This window comes from Natronobacillus azotifigens, assembly GCF_026805325.1.
GTDB lineage: Bacteria > Bacillota > Bacilli > Bacillales > Amphibacillaceae > Natronobacillus > Natronobacillus azotifigens.
In genome coordinates this window covers 1-18703 of the sequence record NZ_JAPRAT010000015.1, presented here as the reverse complement: position 1 = coordinate 18703, position 18703 = coordinate 1, and the positions used below count along the sequence as shown (strand labels likewise).

20 protein-coding genes are annotated in these 18703 nt (G+C 36.1%); 14 read left to right on the top strand and 6 right to left on the bottom strand.

Translation table 11 applies throughout. The features are described from left to right. Window positions 1-502 precede the first annotated feature (502 nt). The 3 genes from OWO01_RS08645 (at window position 503) to OWO01_RS08635 (ending at window position 3166) form a co-directional block, all read left to right on the top strand. Complete coding sequence (locus OWO01_RS08645; RefSeq protein WP_268780051.1) at window positions 503-1669, top strand: acyl-CoA dehydrogenase family protein; 1167 nt, start codon at window positions 503-505, stop codon at window positions 1667-1669. 64 nt (window positions 1670-1733) lie between these two features. Next, complete coding sequence (locus OWO01_RS08640) at window positions 1734-2663, top strand: M14 family metallopeptidase (RefSeq protein ID WP_268780050.1); 930 nt, start codon at window positions 1734-1736, stop codon at window positions 2661-2663. A gap of 86 nt (window positions 2664-2749) precedes the next feature. Beyond that, complete coding sequence (locus OWO01_RS08635; protein ID WP_268780049.1) at window positions 2750-3166, top strand: universal stress protein; 417 nt, start codon at window positions 2750-2752, stop codon at window positions 3164-3166. Window positions 3167-3438: 272 nt separating this feature from the next. Here OWO01_RS08635 and OWO01_RS08630 read toward each other — a convergent pair whose 3' ends face one another. The 5 genes from OWO01_RS08630 to OWO01_RS08610 form a co-directional block, all read right to left on the bottom strand. Beyond that, on the bottom strand, window positions 3439-3849 hold the full coding sequence (locus tag OWO01_RS08630) for a Fur family transcriptional regulator (RefSeq protein WP_268780109.1): 411 nt from the start codon (window positions 3847-3849) through the stop codon (window positions 3439-3441). After that, entirely contained in the window at window positions 3846-4700 is an 855-nt protein-coding gene (locus tag OWO01_RS08625) for a metal ABC transporter permease (RefSeq protein ID WP_268780048.1), read from the bottom strand. The genes OWO01_RS08630 and OWO01_RS08625 overlap by 4 nt, the downstream gene beginning before the upstream one ends. 15 nt (window positions 4701-4715) lie before the next feature. After that, window positions 4716-5471, bottom strand: coding sequence for a metal ABC transporter ATP-binding protein (locus tag OWO01_RS08620; protein ID WP_268780047.1), 756 nt, complete (start codon window positions 5469-5471; stop codon window positions 4716-4718). Between the two features lie 395 nt (window positions 5472-5866). Next, a complete protein-coding gene (locus tag OWO01_RS08615; RefSeq protein ID WP_268780046.1) occupies window positions 5867-6190 on the bottom strand; it encodes a spore coat protein in 324 nt (107 codons plus the stop codon). A gap of 18 nt (window positions 6191-6208) precedes the next feature. Then, window positions 6209-6481 (bottom strand): spore coat protein, encoded by a 273-nt coding sequence (locus tag OWO01_RS08610; protein ID WP_268780045.1) that lies wholly within the window; start codon window positions 6479-6481, stop codon window positions 6209-6211. 308 nt (window positions 6482-6789) lie between these two features. Here OWO01_RS08610 and OWO01_RS08605 point away from each other — a divergent pair, with 308 nt between their 5' ends. Both OWO01_RS08605 and gcvH read left to right on the top strand, forming a co-directional pair. Continuing rightward, window positions 6790-7146 carry an arsenate reductase family protein gene (locus OWO01_RS08605; RefSeq protein ID WP_268780044.1) on the top strand — a complete coding sequence of 119 codons (357 nt, stop codon included), beginning with the start codon at window positions 6790-6792 and terminating at the stop codon, window positions 7144-7146. A 24-nt stretch (window positions 7147-7170) separates the two neighbouring features. Further along, on the top strand, window positions 7171-7554 hold the full coding sequence (gene gcvH, locus OWO01_RS08600; RefSeq protein WP_268780043.1) for a glycine cleavage system protein GcvH: 384 nt from the start codon (window positions 7171-7173) through the stop codon (window positions 7552-7554). 276 nt (window positions 7555-7830) lie between these two features. Here the strand turns inward: gcvH and OWO01_RS08595 are convergent, their stop codons facing one another. Then, the gene (locus OWO01_RS08595) at window positions 7831-8247 is read right to left on the bottom strand and encodes a TlpA family protein disulfide reductase (protein WP_268780042.1); all 417 of its coding nucleotides are present in this window, start codon (window positions 8245-8247) and stop codon (window positions 7831-7833) included. Between the two features lie 264 nt (window positions 8248-8511). On the opposite strand from OWO01_RS08595, the gene OWO01_RS08590 reads away from it, so the two are divergent. From OWO01_RS08590 to yunB, 9 genes are all read left to right on the top strand, one after another. Continuing rightward, window positions 8512-8700 carry a YuzK family famiily protein gene (locus tag OWO01_RS08590; RefSeq protein ID WP_268780041.1) on the top strand — a complete coding sequence of 63 codons (189 nt, stop codon included), beginning with the start codon at window positions 8512-8514 and terminating at the stop codon, window positions 8698-8700. A 475-nt stretch (window positions 8701-9175) separates the two neighbouring features. Then, window positions 9176-9955 (top strand): Fe-S cluster assembly ATPase SufC, encoded by a 780-nt coding sequence (sufC, locus tag OWO01_RS08585; protein ID WP_268780040.1) that lies wholly within the window; start codon window positions 9176-9178, stop codon window positions 9953-9955. A 25-nt stretch (window positions 9956-9980) separates the two neighbouring features. Then, the gene (sufD, locus tag OWO01_RS08580) at window positions 9981-11294 is read left to right on the top strand and encodes a Fe-S cluster assembly protein SufD (RefSeq protein ID WP_268780039.1); all 1314 of its coding nucleotides are present in this window, start codon (window positions 9981-9983) and stop codon (window positions 11292-11294) included. Further along, a complete protein-coding gene (locus OWO01_RS08575) occupies window positions 11294-12514 on the top strand; it encodes a cysteine desulfurase (RefSeq protein ID WP_268780038.1) in 1221 nt (406 codons plus the stop codon). Before sufD ends, OWO01_RS08575 begins: the two co-directional genes overlap by 1 nt. After that, complete coding sequence (gene sufU, locus OWO01_RS08570; protein WP_268780037.1) at window positions 12504-12944, top strand: Fe-S cluster assembly sulfur transfer protein SufU; 441 nt, start codon at window positions 12504-12506, stop codon at window positions 12942-12944. The genes OWO01_RS08575 and sufU overlap by 11 nt, the downstream gene beginning before the upstream one ends. Window positions 12945-12975: 31 nt before the next feature. Next, window positions 12976-14373, top strand: coding sequence for a Fe-S cluster assembly protein SufB (gene sufB / locus OWO01_RS08565; protein WP_268780036.1), 1398 nt, complete (start codon window positions 12976-12978; stop codon window positions 14371-14373). Window positions 14374-15138: 765 nt separating this feature from the next. Continuing rightward, on the top strand, window positions 15139-16536 hold the full coding sequence (locus OWO01_RS08560) for a bifunctional metallophosphatase/5'-nucleotidase (RefSeq protein ID WP_268780035.1): 1398 nt from the start codon (window positions 15139-15141) through the stop codon (window positions 16534-16536). A 92-nt stretch (window positions 16537-16628) separates the two neighbouring features. Beyond that, the gene (locus tag OWO01_RS08555) at window positions 16629-17708 is read left to right on the top strand and encodes an HD-GYP domain-containing protein (protein ID WP_268780034.1); all 1080 of its coding nucleotides are present in this window, start codon (window positions 16629-16631) and stop codon (window positions 17706-17708) included. 210 nt (window positions 17709-17918) lie between these two features. After that, on the top strand, window positions 17919-18692 hold the full coding sequence (gene yunB, locus OWO01_RS08550; RefSeq protein ID WP_268780033.1) for a sporulation protein YunB: 774 nt from the start codon (window positions 17919-17921) through the stop codon (window positions 18690-18692). Window positions 18693-18703: the final 11 nt, after the last annotated feature.

Sequence of the window (18703 nt, the reverse complement as noted above, 5' to 3'; positions counted from 1 at the left end):
ATATTTGTTCTGTTAAAAAAACTCCAAACGAGAAACTCTCGTTGGAGTTTTTTGATTTATATGAATAGAGAGAAGTGTGACTTGAAATTGATAGCACGATTAGATAAAACGGGAAAATTACCCGCTTCTTTAAAAAAAATAAGAAGCTATATTTTGTACGGGGCTGATGGTGACAAGCCAACACTTGTCATGTCACGCAATAGCGTGACACTTTCCCATAAGTAAAACGCCAGATGACCATGAATGGTTATCTGGCGTTTTACTTATGGGAAAGCAACCATCAGACCCTACTGTTATACTAGAAAATCTGTTGTATCTATTTAAAGATAAAACAGCTAAAAATATCGCCATAAAGCTAATTTTTTAAATTCTCTTATTTTGTAACAAACAGCTTTTTGTTCATTTAAAAATGTAGAGACTTCACGAACTTTTTTAATCTGTATTTTTTGCGAATTTTTCGAAGAAAGCATAAAATAACAAGTAGAACAGTGGAGGTGTTGGAATGGATTTGTTTCAAATGTACGTGAATAATGAAAAACAGAAAGCCCTTGTAGAAAAAACAGCAAAGTTAGCCGAAAAGGTGCAAAAAAGGGTTGGCATGGCAGAAGAAACAGCAAGTCTACCAAGAGAGAACATAGAAGATTTACGAAAGGAAAAATACTTTTCCCTAACGTTAGCTGAATCCTATGGTGGTAAAGCCTTATCATTATACGATTTTTTGTTAGTGCAAGAACGATTAGCAGCTGGTGATGGTGCAACCGCATTATCGGTAGGGTGGCATTTGGGAATTATAAAAGAGTTAAGTGAAGATCACTTATGGAATCACGATGTTTTTGATTGGTTTGCAAAGCAAGTTGCTTCAGATCAAGTCCTAGTTAATCGAATTGCATCAGAAGCAGCGACTGGGAGTCCGACTCGTGGAGGTATTCCAGAAACAAAAGCAGTACGCGATGGAGATGATTATCTTTTAACTGGTAGGAAGACATTTGCAACAATGGCAAGCGTCCTTGATTATTACATTATTTCTGCATATATAGAAGATAAAGAAACAGTTGGCTCTTTTTTAGTATCAAGTAACTCACCAGGAGTTCGTGTAGAGAAAACCTGGGATACTCTAGGAATGCGGGGAACAGGAAGTGACGATGTTATTTTTGACGAAGTACGTGTTGATCAAAATTTATTAGTAGAATTAAGTACCGGTCAAACGGCAAGGAAATCTGCAAAAGGTTGGTTGCTACATATCCCGGCATGTTATTTAGGGATAGCAATTGCTGCACGAAACGATGCGATTACTTTCGCGAAAAACTTTCAACCCAACAGTTTACATACACCGATCGCAGAAGTAGCCCACATTCAACAGAAGATTGGGGAGATGGATTTAAAATTGATGCAAGCAAGAAGTTTCATGTATCAAGTAGCAACGAAATGGGATGAAGAGCCTGAAAAAAGAGAACAATTGGGTGCAGAATTGGCTGCAGTTAAAACGATTGCTACCAATACCGCAAATGAGGTCGTAGACTTAGCAATGCGTATTGTTGGAGGTAGAGGCTTATCAAAAGAATATCGTTTTGAACAATACTATCGAGATGTTCGAGCTGGCTTACACAACCCACCAATGGATGATATGGTAATTCAATTACTAGCAAAAAGAGCTTTAGCTGAAGATTAATCTAGGATCGATGCATATTTAGGGCTTCTCTGCTCATACGTTAAGGCATGAGGAGTGAGGATTTATGGAACGAATTGTTCGACCGCAACAAGACTATAATTTTGATCAACTCGAGCATGATATCTGTGTTTTAGAAGAGCGTTATCCAGAATGGTTAACTGTTGAGATTATCGGTTATTCTGTACAAAATAAACCAATTTATGCGGTACGCTTGGGACATGGAGATAAAAAAATATTATTTAATGGTGCGCATCATGCACGTGAGTGGTTAACAAGTGTACTGTTGATGGATATGATTGAAACTTACTGTGATGTAGGAAGTAGTAGAAGCGTATTTGATGCTCAAGAACTGCAAAATTTGTGTGCTGAAGTTTCTATCTGGTTTATTCCAATGGTGAATCCAGATGGCGTAACTATTGTGCAAGCCGGTCCAGATACTTTTAAAAACAAGGATGAATTGATTCGTTGGAATGATGGGCAGCTAGATTTTCAAGCATGGAAAGCGAATAGTCGAGGTGTTGATCTAAATAGACAATATCCAATCGATTGGGAATGGATTCAGGAAAATCCAATGCAACCAGCTCCTAGTAACTATAAAGGGATAAATCCATTATCTGAACCAGAAGCGAGAGCGGTTTACCATTTTGTTCTCTTGCAACAAGTGGAGTTAGCAGTGGCTTACCATTCCTCTGGTGAGGAGATTTTTTGGAAATATAAAAGTTCAGGAAACCTCGCAATGGAGGCTCAATACTTGGCTCAATTAATCAGTGAGAAAACAGGGTATGATTTGATTGATCCAGGAGAAAATCCTAGTGGTGGCGGTTTTACTGATTGGTTCTTAATGGTGATAAAAAAGCCTAGCTTTACGATTGAAATTGCCCCATACATTGGACCAAAACCAGTCCCTTTACAATATTATGAGAAAATATGGGAAGAAAATAAAGAGGTGCCATATCTTCTAGCAAAAAAGCTAATAGAGAATAAAGATGAATGACCCCTTTCAAGCTTCGTAGATATTCATATACAAAGCTATGTATAAATTGGTATAATGTAAGTAATTATCAAGTGAGGGGGGAACTTATGTTTAATCATATTTTATTAGCTTCGGATGGTTCTGAATATTCAATACGTGCTAGTGAAAAAGCGGTTTGCCTTGCCGAGAATAATCCGAATGCAAAGATTACTATTGCCTATGTTGTAGATGGAGCTGCCTCATCCTCAGATTCGCATCAATGGAATGCCCTTGATTTGAATGAAAGTCGGAAACAGAAACTACTGATAACAGAACGGAAATTGCAACAAGCACATGTCTCCTATGAAGTAAAAATACTACATGGGGATCCTGCACTAACTCTTGTAGAATTTGCTGCCGAAAATGATTTCGAAGTTTTAGTAATTGGAAGTAGAGGCTTAAATACATTACAAGAGATGGTACTAGGAAGCGTTAGTCATAAAGTTGCTAAATTAGCACCTTGCCCAGTCCTGATCGTAAAATAATAAGTATATGTATAAAGATTGCTAAACGAAAACGACAGATGACCATTGATGGTCATCTGTCGTTTTACTTATTGGAATGCAATCATCAGACCCAACTGTTATGCACCTTAAAAATATCGCTATAAAGTAAATTTTTTAAACTTCTTATCTTGTAACAAAAGAACGCTAGCACCCCGAATGGTTCAAAGGCCTTTAGGTCATCCTTTAGGACTAACAATTAGCGGGGGAATAACTAAAACCCCCACTGATTGAAGTTTCACTTTATTAAATGATTAACTTATACATGCTGGACAACGACCATAAATCTCAAATTTGTGATCATCAATCATAAAATGTTTTAATTCATCACTAAGATCTTCCATTGGACAAGATTGAATCTCTTTCGTAACACCACAAACCTTACAAATAAAATGATGATGATGATGGTGCATGCATCGCATTTGGTAATGTTTTTCTCCAGCTAATTCTGTTGATTCTAGAATACCAAGCTGATCGAATAAATGTAAATTACGATAAATAGTATCGAAACTAATCCCCTCAAAACTAGGTTCCATATGTGTTAGTAAATCTTTTGCCGTACGATATCGATCTTCGTTAGCAAAATAGTTCAAAATAACCTCGCGTTTGTCCGTATATTTATAACCAGCGTCTTTTAAAATCGCTAATGCTTCGCTTACGTTCATATGATCGCCTTCTTTCTCATGAAGTTTAGCCATACTTTCTTTGCCCCTGTTGTAAGTAATAATAGAAGAATAGACGTTAAGACAATGGTTCCACCAGGAGGGATTTCTAGGTGATAACCTGATACAAGACCTATGATAACAGATAACTCCCCGAAGATAATAGAGAAAATAATTGTTTGTTTAAATCCCTTCGCAATTCGAATGCTTGCAGCGACTGGTAAAGTCATTAGGGCGGATACTAGAAGAACACCAACAATTCGAATCGAAGCAGAAATAACAAGTGCTGTTAATACAATGAATAAGAAATGAATTCGTTTGGCGTGAATTCCAGATACAACTGCATGCTCTTCATCAAAGGAAAGCATAAATAGTTCTTTATAGAAGATGACCAGCACTAGAACAACAATAATACTAATGATAAGGATGGTCCAAAGATCACTTCTACCTACTGCTGATACCGAACCAAATAGATAATTATATAAATCATTATTAAATCCATCTGCTAAAGAAATAAAAATTACACTTAGCCCTACACCACCAGATAGAATGATAGGGATCGCCAATTCTTGGTATGATTTATAAAGACTTCGTAACCGCTCAATTAATACAGCACCGATTACGGAAAAAGCCATCCCAGAATAAAATGGTGTGATGAATAATATTCCCCATCTTCGTTCAAGTAACATACCAAAAGCTATTCCACCAAGTGTAACATGAGATAGTGCATCAGCGATTAATGATAGTCGTCGAACAACAACAAATGTACCTAATAATGGCGCAATGAAACCAATTAATAATCCCGTATAAAAGGTATTTTGTAAAAATTCATAAGTAAAAAAATGTGTAAACATGTAAAAACCTCTTCCTTAATGCTGATGTGTCACAACGCTTAAATCATGACCATAAAACCTTGATAATTCCTCTTCTGATAAACTAGCAAATGCTGCAGTATTGCCGTGAAAATGAAGTGTTTTATTTAAACAAGCCACTCCGTTCGCATGCCTTGTCATAGTTCCGATATCATGAGATACAAGAAGTAGTGATATATTATTTTCTTCATTTAATTTTTTTAACAGTCCATAAAATTTTTCAACATTCTCGGTATCAATTCCTACAGTAGGTTCATCTAGAATGAGAAAAACGGGGTCACTAACCAGTGCTCTTGCGATAAAAATGCGTTGCTGTTGTCCACCTGATAAATCACCAATATTTTGATTTAAATAGCTAGACATGCCAACCATTTCAACCGCTTCTTCTACCTTTTGTTTTTGCTTTCGGCTAAAAAACTTAAAATAACCGACGTTAGCAGTCATACCAGTAGAAACTACTTCCTTTACTGTAGCCGGAAACCCTCGGTTAAATGCATTTGCTTTTTGTGATACAAAACCTATTTTGTTCCATTCTTTAAAATGCTGAATGTCCTTTCCAAACAGTTGAATAGAACCTTGTTGTGGCCGAGCTAAACCAAGCAACAACTTAATTAATGTTGTCTTTCCACCACCATTTGGCCCAACCAACCCAAGAAATGCGCCGTTCGGAATTTCCAAATTGATATCTTTTAAAGCATACTTGTTTTCATAGGCATAACTAATATTTTTCATAGAAACGATTGACGTGGACATGAGAAATCTCCAATCTATTTTACCTGCTTAATTAGATCAAATTCATTCTTTTATCTAATTAACAATATTTTAATACCGTAATTGTATCGTAAGCACGTAGTTTTGTAAATAAGAATAGTTCCGTTTTGATTGAGGGGGGGAGGTTTTGAAATTAATAAGAAGACCAGAATGCTTGTGTATTGTAATGATATTTTTTCAACGTGATTTTGGTTTAGGGGTAAAACATGAATGAAGACGCCTCATCAAATAAATAGGAGAGGTGTATACAGTTAAGGATCTATATAAGTTTTTTTACCAAAAAAAAGAGGGAAATGTGTGTCTTTTTAAAAAAAGATTGAAAAATTTAGTCAATAATGAAAAACACCAACACGATTATTTGTTGGTGTTTAAAAAATTTAATGAACAGGGAATTGATCCATATAACCGCTAAATTGCTGTGCTGCTTGTTGTATTTGTTGAGCATCTGCTTTGTCTAAGCTATACCAACCATTTTTGAACATTAAATTATATAAGTTACGTTGAGCATTTTGTGATTCTGTGAAAATATTTAATAAATCTTGATATAGCGCTTGATTACTTGCTTCATTTAATGCGGTGCTATAGGATTCGGTTAAGTACTTTTCTGTTGATAACATATCATTGATAAAATCCCGATCATTCATTTCCGGTGTTTTGTTTAATTGTGTTTCTGGATTTTGAACCTTTTGTTGTTGTGTCATCGTGTGTGCTCCTTTCTGTTAATGAACTTGAGAGTTGCTGTGCTGTTTTGTATATTGTAACAAGGTTTGGTAGTGCTTTTCGTGCATTTTACTTACATTATCTAATGCGGTTTGAATCTCTGGAATGGTGCACTTTTGTGAAAAACAGTGAGCTTTTTTTAATGCCCCTAAATTCCATGACATCATGTCGGTTAAATACAATAAATCTTTTGAACTGATCATGTTCGGTGGTTGTGTCATTATTTGTCCTGTTTGATTTTGATTCATGTTTTGCATTTGTTGTTGTTGCATGTTGAGGACCTCCTTTAATATGGTTATAATAGTAATGTATCCATTGTACTTTTATTTATGCGATACCTTATCTTGAAATAATCTGCCTTAAGATTTCTCTTTCAAAACGGACACTGGCATTCGAAAGCTAAAAGGAGATTAGGTCATTCTTGAAACCTTTGTGCTTAGTGGTATACTGTCCAAAAAACGCTATTGATTGATGGAACAGTTTTTAGATAGTGGTGCATATTAATAGTGCCAAAACAATAAATTCTATATACTAAAATTGACCGTGACTCGACAAATAAATAGTTAAAGGAAGATGAATTATGACAATCACTTTTTATTGTTATCCTAAATGTGGTACTTGCCGTAAAGCAAAAGCATGGTTAGATTCTAACGAGATTGAATATAAGGACGTTCATATTGTGGATGAAACACCAACTGAAGCACAATTACGTGAGTATATTGAAGCTAGTGGCTTACCGATTAAGAAATTTTTTAATACAAGCGGGAAAAAATATCGAGAGTTAGGATTGAAAGATGAATTACCAAAACTTTCGGATGAGGAAAAAATACGTTTACTTGCATCGGATGGTATGTTAGTTAAACGACCAATTACAACCGATGGTAAACAAGTAACACTTGGTTTTAAAGAAGACGAATTTGAGCATACATGGAAATAATGAACATAGTAGAGGAGGAGACAGATGACACTACCAAATGATTTGCAAACTTCAGCAGAACATGTTTGGGTAAAAATTGAAGGTAATCGAGCAAAAATAGGGATAACTAGTCCAGCACAAGATGAACTTGGGGATATTGTTTTTGTTGAATTGCCTGAAGTGGGTGATAAGGTCGAAGTAGATGAACCTTTCGGAAGTGTTGAGTCTGTGAAAACTGTTTCCGAATTATCTGCACCTATAACGGGAATAGTCGTTGAAGTGAATGAACAGTTAGATCATAGTCCCGAGTTGATTAATCAATCTCCATATGATAGTGGCTGGATGCTGGTTGTTGAGCCAAGTAATCCTGATCAACTCGATAAATTAATGACACCAGAAGCATATCAGGCGTTTTTAGCAGCTAATTAATGAAAAGAAGCTGTACAAAAAAAGATAATACAATAACCGAACCTATAATGGAATAAATCTTTATTATGGTTCGGTTATTTGTATAGAAACCAAAATTCAGTTGTGGTGCTCCTTTTATCTATCCTAAGAGCAAGCAATCGTCCGTTAGACTCCCGCAGCAAAACACCAACCAAGAACATCTGGGTTGGTCTTTAGTACAAACAATCAGTGTGAGAAAACACGAATCCCCACACTGATTGAAGTTTCATTTTATATAGGTAGAAAACCGAATGGTGTTTACTTCAGTAAGTCGCCTAATGCTGTGGCAATTTCAATAAAAGAAACTTGAGCACCGAACTGACGATAGATATGTCCTGTTTGGTCTATTATTATCGTCGTTGGAACACCTTTACATTGATATTGATCGTATAATTTTCGCCCTTCGTCAACTAATGTTGGTTGAGATAAAAACTTTTCTGCATAACGAATTCCTTCCAAAGGGTCTCTTTCTCTAGCGGGAACATTAATCGTAAGCATTTTCACTTTTTTTTGATCAATCGATTGATAAAGTTGTTCTTTTTTCGGCAAATCGCTACTACAATCAGGACACCAAGAGGCCCAAAAAGTTAACATAATAACTGAACCTCTATCTTGATCAAGCCTATAAGAACCTGGCTTTGTTAAATAGTTTAAACAAAATGATGGTGCTTGCATATCTAATCTCCTTTCCCAAAAATGAATTTAATCCTTCGCTATTTTATCATTATTATTTTCTGAAAACACAAAACAATCAATATTTGGAGCATTTGGGATCATAATAGAGTATTATCTTTCAAATTTACATCTAAGGATATTCAGTTTATTAGGTATAAGCAAACAGGTTGTATGAACTTCATATCAAGTCATATCTCTTTTGGATCAAGTATTTACAAATGTTATACTTGAAAGTGCAAAAAAAAGAGAGGGAGATAATCTTACATGGTAACCAGTTTAGAAATTGCTCATACAACAGAAATGGAAAAGGCGATGCTACAAAATCACGGTGTCATCTTTGCAGAATACGAGGCAAAGTTAGACAAGCGCCTTCAAGTTGAGCAAGAGAGAGAAAAAAGTCATCAAGACAGTAAGCATATTGTAAATGAAATGCAACGCCAAGTACACAGATAGAGAAAAATAAACACAATTACTTGAGAAAAATTAAACAATTACAAAGCTAAATGAGAAAGCATGCCAGAACCCTCTGTATATTACATGACAGAGGGTTCTTCACTGTTTATCAGTTTTGTGATTAAATTATGGTAATTCCTCCCTATTAAGTGCAAGCACATTTTCTTTTTTGATTTGCTTGATAATCGCTTCATGTTTGTTAAAGATGGATATTTATAAATAAGCTAAGCTTATGTGAGTACTTTTAAAATGCATCATATAAGTAAAAATAGTTAAATGGCGCATAATGAATAGAAAGCGCTTGAAAAATACTTTATAAACAAAAAGGTATAAAAAATCAAGGTATTGCGTTTTAAAATCTTGATAATACATTCGAAATAGTATAAGATTGTAATGAGAATAAAGTGAGAATGAACGGATTATAGATCAATTCATTCTAAATAATATAAAAATGAGATTTTTTGGAGGTATGAATATGAGTGGATCAGTTTTAGAAATTAAGGATTTGCACGTGGAGATTGAGGGGAACGAAATATTAAAAGGGGTAAATTTAACAATTAAAGGTGGAGAGTTTCATGCAATTATGGGGCCGAACGGAACAGGAAAATCTACCTTAGCTTCTGCGATTATGGGGCATCCAAAATATGAGGTAACTCAAGGTAGTATCTTAATGGATGGAGAAGATGTGTTGGAAATGGAAGTTGATGAGCGTGCGAAAGCTGGTCTGTTTCTAGCTATGCAATATCCAAGCGAAATTAGCGGTGTTACAACTTCTGATTTTTTACGTTCGTCTATTAATGCACATCGAGAAGAAGGTGACGAAATTCCATTAATGAAATTTATTAAAGAGATGGATGCCGCAATGGATTATCTTGAGATGGATAAGAATATGGCACAACGATACTTAAATGAAGGGTTCTCAGGTGGTGAGAAAAAACGTAATGAAATTCTTCAATTAATGTTACTACAACCTGCAATTGGTATACTAGATGAAATTGATTCTGGATTAGATATTGATGCATTGAAGGTTGTTTCTAAAGGAATAAATAAATTACGTAGTGAATCATTTGGATGTTTAATTATTACGCACTACCAGCGTTTATTGAATTACATTACTCCTGATTATGTTCATGTCATGATGCAAGGACGTGTGGTGAAATCAGGTGGTCCGGAACTTGTTGAACGTTTGGAAAGCGAAGGATATGATTGGATTAAACAAGAACTAGGTATTGAGGACGTAACTGTAGGTAAATAACGCCTAAACGGTAAGGAGGGATAGCATGGCCATTGAAACGAAAGAGACATACGGAAAAGAATATATAGAAACTTTTTCTCAACAGAAAAGTGAACCAAATTGGATGAGAAAGTTTCGATTGGAAGCTTTTGATCGATCAGAAAGTTTAGCAATGCCCAAACCAGATAAAACAAACATTACGAAGTGGAATTTCACAAATTTTAAACACCAGTCAGAAGCAGAAGAATCAGCAATTGAATCGCTTGATCAGCTTCCTTCAGATATCAAAGTATTTGTGGATACGGAAAAAGAAGACCAAAATTTTGTACTATTAAGAAATCAAGTTGCTGTTTATGAAACCCTTGATCCAACATTAGTTGAACAAGGAGTTATCTTCACAGATATTTTTACAGCATTGGAGAAATATCCGGAACTTGTACAACGTTATTATATGAAGGAAGCTGTAGCGATTGATGAACACAAGATGACAGCTCTACATGCAGCATTAGTGAATGGTGGAGTTTTTGTTTATGTTCCAAAAAATGTCGTGATTGATAAGCCGTTACAAGCTATCTTTTGGCAAGAAGATCAAGAACTCGCTTTATTTAATCACGTTATTCTCGTAGCAGAAGAAAATAGTTCAGTAACATACGTAGAGAACTACCTCTCTCAAAATAACGAGCAAGAAACGGTAGCTAATATTGTTGCAGAGGTAATTGCACATGATAATGCATCGATTTCTTTCGGGTCTGTTGATCATTTTGCTCGTGGTACAACGGTTTATATGAACCGTCGTGGTGTAGCGTATCGTGATGCAACCATTGAATGGGCATTAGGCCAAATGAATGATGGCAATACCGTTTCAGAAAATGTTACCCACTTAATTGGTGATCATTCTGTTTCTTATGCAAAAGCAGTTTCTGTTGGACGTGGTGACCAAACACAGAATTTTACAGCGAAAATCGTCAATCACGGAAAGCACTCCAATGGGATTATTTTGCAGCATGGTGTAATGAAGGATAGCTCATCGGCAATTTTTAACGGTATCGGAAAAATTGAACATGGTGGTACAAAAGCAAATGCAGAACAGGAATCTCGTGTACTTATGTTAAGTAAAAATGCACGAGGTGATGCGAACCCAATCTTATTAATTGATGAAGATGATGTAACAGCTGGACACGCAGCATCTGTAGGGCGTGTGGATCCCGTTCAATTGTATTACCTAATGAGTAGGGGGATATCGCAAAAAGAAGCAGAACGTTTAATTATTCATGGATTTTTAGCACCAGTTGTAAATGAAATACCAATTACTGCTGTTCAAGAGCAATTAACACAAGTAATTGAAGGGAAAGTAAACTAATGGATGTGAAATCAATCCGCTCTGCTTTTCCGATTCTAGATCAAGAAGTAAATGGACATCCTCTTGTATATTTAGATTCGGCTGCTACCTCTCAAAAACCAATCGAAGTAATCGAAGCTGTTAATAATTATTATCACTTAAATAACTCAAATGTTCACCGTGGTGTTCATACGATTGGTACACGTGCAACTGATCTTTATGAAGGAGCACGTGAAAAAGTAAAGCAATTTATTGGTGCAAAGAACGTGGAAGAAATTATTTTCACTCGTGGTACAACAACAGCAATAAATTTGGTTGCGCAGAGTTATGGAAAAAGTCATTTGTCCCAAGGTGATGAGATCGTAATTTCTAAGATGGAGCACCATAGTAACATCATCCCTTGGCAACAGATTGCCAAAGTAACTGGTGCTACACTGAAATATATTCCTCTTGAGACGGATGGTACAATTCACTTAGACAATGTGAGAAAAACGATCACACCAAAAACAAAGATTGTTGCAGTTACTCATGTATCTAATGTGTTAGGTACCATTAATCCAATTAAAGAAATAACTAAAATTGCTCATGAAAACGATGCTGTTATATTAGTAGATGGCGCGCAGGGAGTACCACACATGAAAGTGGACGTTGTGGATTTGGATTGTGATTTTTATGCTTTTTCTGGACATAAAATGTGTGCACCAACAGGTATAGGCGTCTTATATGGAAAGAAACAGTTACTTGAACAAATGGAGCCAGTAGAGTTTGGTGGCGAAATGATTGATTTTGTTGATTTATATGATTCGACATGGAAAGAACTTCCTTGGAAATTCGAAGGCGGTACACCGATCATTGCAGGTGCGGTTGGTCTAGGTGCTGCGATTGATTTTCTGACTGAAGTCGGATTAGATAATGTGACAGAACATGAAACGATGTTAGTCAATTATGCGATGGAACAACTTACAGAAATTGATAAGTTAACCATCTATGGGCCAAAACACCGAGCCGGACTTGTAACCTTTAATTTGGCTGATGTTCATCCACATGATACAGCAACGGTACTAGATGCAGAAGGGATTGCGGTTCGTGCAGGTCATCATTGTGCACAACCATTAATGAAGTGGCTGGATGTTACAGCAACAGCAAGAGCAAGCTTTTATTTGTATAATACCGTTGATGATGTTGATAATTTGGTAGCTGGATTAAACAAAGCGAAGGAGTTTTTTGGTGATGTCTTTTGATAATTTAGATTCATTATATCGACAAGTAATCATGGACCATTATAAGAACCCACGCAACCGTGGTTCATTAGAGGATGACGCTTTGACTATTGATATGAATAACCCGACTTGTGGTGATCGAATTCAGTTACATTTATCAATAGAAGATAATCATGTAAAGGATGCAAAGTTTGAAGGTGAAGGTTGTTCGATTAGTTTATCTTCGGCATCCATGATGACACAGGTCATTAAAGGAAAAGAAGTGGAAGAGGCATTAAAAATTTCTGAACTTTTCTCTGATATTATGATTGGGAAAGAAATAGATACAGATATCGATCTAGGTGATATTGAAGCATTACAAGGTGTTTGTAAATTTCCAGCCCGTATCAAGTGTGCTACATTAGCTTGGAAGGCAATGGAAAAAGCAGTCGATCAACAAGAACAAGATTAACTTCACATATTACTTGAATAGGAGGGGTAACATGGCTAAAAATGCACCAGAAGTTGGAGAATATAAATATGGTTTTCATGACCGCGATGTTTCTGTCTTTCGTACAGAAAAAGGATTAACGAAAAAAGTGGTTGAAGAGATTTCAAACATGAAAGAAGAGCCAGAGTGGATGTTAGAATATCGCTTAAAATCACTTGAGCAATTTTATAGTCAACCAATGCCTCAGTGGGGCGGCGATTTGGCAGAGCTTGATTTTGATGAAATAACCTATTATGTAAAACCCTCGGAACGTTCAGAGCGTTCTTGGGATGAAGTGCCTGAAGAAATTAAGCAAACTTTTGATAAATTAGGTATACCTGAGGCAGAGCAAAAATATCTTGCTGGGGTTTCTGCACAATATGAGTCAGAGGTAGTTTACCATAATTTAAAAGAGGATCTTGAAAAATTAGGAATTGTTTTTAAAGATACGGATACAGCTTTGAAAGAAGATGAAGAGCTGTTTAAAGAGTACTTTGGAAAAGTGATACCTTATACCGACAATAAATTTGCTGCATTAAATTCAGCAGTATGGTCTGGTGGTTCATTTATTTATGTACCAAAAGGAGTTAAGACAGACACACCATTACAAGCATATTTCCGAATTAACTCAGAAAATATGGGGCAATTTGAACGTACGTTAATCATTGTAGATGAAGGGGCTTCCGTTCATTATGTGGAAGGGTGTACAGCTCCAAGTTTTACAACCAACTCTCTACACAGTGCGGTTGTTGAGATCTTTGTTAAAAAAGATGCATACTGTCGTTATACAACGATTCAAAACTGGGCAAATAATGTTTACAACCTTGTAACCAAACGTGCAATTTGTGATGCAAATGCAACGATGGAATGGGTTGATGGTAATATCGGTTCCAAGCTTACGATGAAATATCCTGCGGTTATTTTAAAAGGGGAAGGTTCACGTGGAATGACTCTATCTATCGCCTTAGCAGGAAAAGGTCAGCATCAGGATGCAGGAGCAAAAATGATTCATTTAGCGCCTAATACTTCATCAACCATTGTCTCAAAATCGATAGCGAAACAAGGTGGAAAAGTATCTTATCGAGGTATTGTTCACTTCGGAAGAAAAGCAGATGGTGCACGTTCTAATATCGAATGTGATACATTGATTATGGATAATCAATCTGCATCAGACACGATACCATATAATGAAATTATGAATGAGAATATTTCTTTAGAGCACGAAGCTAAAGTATCAAAAGTATCTGAAGAGCAATTGTTCTATCTGATGAGTCGTGGTATTTCCGAAGTAGAAGCAACGGAAATGATTGTTATGGGCTTTATTGAACCATTTACAAAAGAATTACCAATGGAATATGCAGTAGAAATGAATCGCTTGATCTCCTTTGAAATGGAAGGAAGTATCGGTTAGTATTAGATTATTGAACCCTTGGGCTATTAACATAGTGCCAAGGGTTTCTTTCTTATACTCGGATTTATACCTTACAGAACAATAGACGCAAACAGCGCAGTAAGTGCTCCTTACCCGCTACGTCAGAAAATGGGCTCCCTTTCCGTGGGCGTGGCCTCAGCTAACTTGGTAAAGAAAATCCCTTTACCAAGTGGATCTTCGACTCACGCTAATCCCACTGGAGTGTCACCCATTTTCTAACTTCGCTAGTTGTGATAGTGTTTAGGCAGAAAATCAAATGATATAGTCTTTGTTTTAATCTACATCCAATTTGTATAGAGAAATTCTTGAGACACTTTTTTAGCTGTAGTACATCAATTGTGCGGTAATTTGATTAAAAACCTTCATCAAGCGTATCAAATGAAATTGGCGACACTCCAGCAGGAAAAGTGAATGTTTTTGATGGGACGAGTAATCGCAGTCCCACGAGCTGAAGATCCACTCGGAAGGGAATTTCTTCCGAGTTAGCTGAAGCCGCACCCTGCGGTAAAGAAGACACGACGATAGTAGTTTTGAGTCGATGTCGCACTTATACCCTTGTGGTGAAAGGGAGTCAATTTCATTTGAGGAGCGGTAAAAAAGATTCTCGTTACTGCACAGTCTATGGAAACTGTGTAGTGTAAGCTTACAAATATTTAATTCATCAGATAAATGGTAAAATAAACAAAGTGATAATAAACATAAAAGTAAAAGATTAATTTTTTTGTGACATGTGGGGGGAAGGACTTGAAAGAAAATATATTTGTCTATTTTACAAGCGATTTACATAGCCACTTTGAGAACTGGCCCAAAATAATGCAATATTTATCTCAAAAAAAAGAAGATAGATTACGCAATAACGAAGCCTATTTTTTGTTCGATAATGGCGATCATCTAGACCGTGTACATCCAATTACAGAGGCTTCTTTAGGAAAAGATAATGTAGCGTTATTAAATCAAGCCAACTATGATGCGATTACCCTTGGTAATAATGAAGGAATCACATTAGACTATCAAGACCTGTTTCATTTGTATGATGAAGCGGAGTTTACTGTTGTATGCGCAAACCTTTCCAGTAAAAATGGTGTTGATCCTCCTTGGTTGAAAAAGAGTACCATATTGAAGACACCCTCGGGAATTAAGGTTGGTTTGATGGGGTTGACAGCCCCTTTCTATCCATTTTATAACCCTTTAGGTTGGGATATTGAAGATCCTATGCTTGTACTAGAACGTGAGATAGTTACATTAAAAGAAAATGCAGATATTGTTATTCTTTTATCTCATTTAGGTATTGATCAGGATGAAGATATTGCTAACCATTTTCCTATGATTGATGTAATTATTGGGGGGCATACACATCATTTGTTTCGTGATACGGAACAGTGTAATGAAACAGTGTTAACAGCAGCAGGTAAGTACGGACATTATGTTGGAGAAATTATGTTTACTTGGGATCATAAGAGTAAGGAATTGAAACATACGGAAGCACATACGGTGAACATCGATCATCTTGAGGAAGATCAGCAATCGAGAAATGTAATTGAAGATCAATATAAATTGGCCAGAAAGGTTCTAAGTCAACCTGTTGCCAGTTTATCAGCTCCATTGGAAGTGGATTGGTTTAAAGAGACATCCATCATTCATCAACTTGCAAAAACATTACAAACATGGACGTCCGCTGATATTGCGATGATGAATGCAGGAATGTTATTAGATTCTCTACCTGCTGGAGTTGTGACACGTTATGATATTCATCGGATTTGTCCACATCCTATCAATCCTTGTGTCGTTCAATTAACTGGAGAAAAATTACTAGAAGTTATTCGGGAAAGTATAACGAAAAGGTATATCAATACAAAGGTGAAAGGTTTCGGGTTTCGTGGCAAAATAATAGGTAAAATGATATTTGTCGGTGTTGAGATTAGCACAGTACTAGATGAAAACGGTGAGGTACATCTAGAAAGCGTAAAATATAATGGAGAAGAGTTATACCTAGACCGTATTTATACTATTGCTACTCCTGATATGTTTACTTTTGGACATTTATCAACAGAAATTTCACGAGCGAAATCGAAAAAATTCTATATGCCAGAATTTATCCGTGATTTGCTAGCGCTAGCAGTAAAACAATTTGTTCAAGAATAGCTTGTGAACATACGAGTATATTTGGTAAACTAAAAAAAGAAGAAAATGACGAATAATGTTAGAATATCACCTATAGCAGTTAGGAGAACATAATGAAATTAGTGACAACGAGGGGATTGCAGGTTGGTTCTGAGTTAGCTAAACCAATTTATAATGACAATGGACGTATATTAATACAAAAAGATGTTAACCTATCACAAGCCATGATTGATCGGTTACAAGAATTAGGGGTTACATATGTGTATATTCGGGATGAGATTTCAGAGGATATCATCATCCATTCTCCTATCTCTGATGAATTAAAGATTGAATCAATCCAAACCGTTAAATCACTATTTAAAGGTTATGAAAATCAAGGCTTCAAAAATAAATCTTTTTTGTTTGATCATACAAGCAATAAAATGACGAACTTAGTTGATACAATCATAAGACAGATACAAGATGATGATCAAGTGCTATCGATTATGTCTGATATTTTTATTAGTGATGATTACCTTTTTACGCACTCGGTTAATGTTACGATTTATTCGATTGCAATTGCAAATGCATTGAAATTAACCAATAAAAAAACTCAAGAGTTGGGCATAGGTGCAATATTACATGATGTCGGGAAAGTATTCATTCCGGAAGAAGTGTTAAAGAAGGAAGGAAGATTAACGTCCGACGAGTTTGAAGTGATAAAATCACACACCGAATTAGGTTTTGAATTTTTACGAGCGTCGCAAGAATTACCATTATTAGCTGCTCATTGTGCTTTTCAACACCATGAACGGCTAGATGGTTCAGGGTATCCAAGAGGAATTCGAGATGAAGAAATCCATCCTTTTGGGAAAATATTAGCAGTTGCGGATGTATTTGATGCAGTCACAAGTAATCGTGTTTATCGTGATGCCATGCTCCCACAAGAAGGGTTAGACATCCTATATGCAGGCAGCGGAAAATTGTTTGATCAAGAAATTGTTCGTGTTTTTCGTGAAAGTATCGCGATATATCCAAATGGAATTACTGTAAATCTCAATGATCATCGTACAGCAATTGTTGTGAGGCAAAACGAAAATCTAGCTCAACGTCCAGTTGTTCGTGTTATTAAGGAATCTGATCAAGTTGTCGTGCCATATGATCTAGATTTGTCTACCGCCTTAGACATTACGATTATTGGTTATGCGCATTAATTTACCCCGGATCTACCGTCCGTGACACTTTTGATTTAAGGGTCTTTATTGATTTCCTAGGGTTAACAAGCGATGGGAATACTTTAAAAGCGCCACTGAGTGAATTTTAACTTCCCCCCTTAAGCGTATATAAAAAAAGCATAACAAAATGGACGGCCTGAATACTAACCTCCCTTATTACAGCATATTGTTGTTTAAGGGGGGATTTTTGTGAGGAGACCAAGGACACGAATTGTTATTTCTGGCAAGCACCTCATTTTCCTGACGACAATATTATTTTTATTTGCTACGTTTGCCAGTATTGTGATTGTGAACGATGGTGTGAAACCCGTTTTACTAGATATTGCAGAAACGCGAAATAAACAATATGCAAACATGGCTATGGGGATTGCTGTAAGTAAAAAATTAAATGATGATTTAGAAATAGATGAATTAATTCAATTTAATTACGATCAATCTGGTCGTGTTGTAAGCTATCAAATTAATGCAGCGATGGAAAATAGGGTGCAACGTAATATTCAATATCGCGTAGAAACTTTTTTACAGCAACTAGAGCAAGGTGTTATTCCAGATGTTAACGCACCAGTTGACTTGGACTTAGAATCAGCGGATTTAAATGAAATAGAGCAATTACAAAGGAAATCTGACCTAATTGAGATCCCCTTGGGACAGGTATTAGGTCTACCTCTATTAGCAAATCTAGGCCCAAAAATACCTGTTAATTTAGAAGTTATTGGTTATGTGAATACGGAAGTGGAGACAAGAATCACTGGTGTAAAGATCAACAGTGTACACATCGAACCCGTAGTTCATATAGAAGTAGAAATTCGCACAATTATTCCATTTGGTACACAAACTGCACAAATTAGACAGTCAATCCCAATTGGTAGTGGTGGCTTTAGTGGCGATGTACCACAATACTATAATCAAGGCTCAAACAATGATGTTCCACTCTCTATTCCACTCGATCCGATAGGTGAATAAACATATAAATT

Bases quoted from the DNA above. Each gene is read 5' to 3' on its own strand.
- OWO01_RS08645 (WP_268780051.1), top strand. From the start codon at position 503: ATGGATTTGTTTCAAATGTACGTGAATAATGAAAAACAGAAAGCCCTT.
- OWO01_RS08640 (WP_268780050.1), top strand. From the start codon at position 1,734: ATGGAACGAATTGTTCGACCGCAACAAGACTATAATTTTGATCAACTC.
- OWO01_RS08635 (WP_268780049.1), top strand. From the start codon at position 2,750: ATGTTTAATCATATTTTATTAGCTTCGGATGGTTCTGAATATTCAATA.
- OWO01_RS08630 (WP_268780109.1), bottom strand. From the start codon at position 3,849: ATGAACGTAAGCGAAGCATTAGCGATTTTAAAAGACGCTGGTTATAAA.
- OWO01_RS08625 (WP_268780048.1), bottom strand. From the start codon at position 4,700: ATGTTTACACATTTTTTTACTTATGAATTTTTACAAAATACCTTTTAT.
- OWO01_RS08620 (WP_268780047.1), bottom strand. From the start codon at position 5,471: ATGTCCACGTCAATCGTTTCTATGAAAAATATTAGTTATGCCTATGAA.
- OWO01_RS08615 (WP_268780046.1), bottom strand. From the start codon at position 6,190: ATGACACAACAACAAAAGGTTCAAAATCCAGAAACACAATTAAACAAA.
- OWO01_RS08610 (WP_268780045.1), bottom strand. From the start codon at position 6,481: ATGCAACAACAACAAATGCAAAACATGAATCAAAATCAAACAGGACAA.
- OWO01_RS08605 (WP_268780044.1), top strand. From the start codon at position 6,790: ATGACAATCACTTTTTATTGTTATCCTAAATGTGGTACTTGCCGTAAA.
- gcvH (WP_268780043.1), top strand. From the start codon at position 7,171: ATGACACTACCAAATGATTTGCAAACTTCAGCAGAACATGTTTGGGTA.
- OWO01_RS08595 (WP_268780042.1), bottom strand. From the start codon at position 8,247: ATGCAAGCACCATCATTTTGTTTAAACTATTTAACAAAGCCAGGTTCT.
- OWO01_RS08590 (WP_268780041.1), top strand. From the start codon at position 8,512: ATGGTAACCAGTTTAGAAATTGCTCATACAACAGAAATGGAAAAGGCG.
- sufC (WP_268780040.1), top strand. From the start codon at position 9,176: ATGAGTGGATCAGTTTTAGAAATTAAGGATTTGCACGTGGAGATTGAG.
- sufD (WP_268780039.1), top strand. From the start codon at position 9,981: ATGGCCATTGAAACGAAAGAGACATACGGAAAAGAATATATAGAAACT.
- OWO01_RS08575 (WP_268780038.1), top strand. From the start codon at position 11,294: ATGGATGTGAAATCAATCCGCTCTGCTTTTCCGATTCTAGATCAAGAA.
- sufU (WP_268780037.1), top strand. From the start codon at position 12,504: ATGTCTTTTGATAATTTAGATTCATTATATCGACAAGTAATCATGGAC.
- sufB (WP_268780036.1), top strand. From the start codon at position 12,976: ATGGCTAAAAATGCACCAGAAGTTGGAGAATATAAATATGGTTTTCAT.
- OWO01_RS08555 (WP_268780034.1), top strand. From the start codon at position 16,629: ATGAAATTAGTGACAACGAGGGGATTGCAGGTTGGTTCTGAGTTAGCT.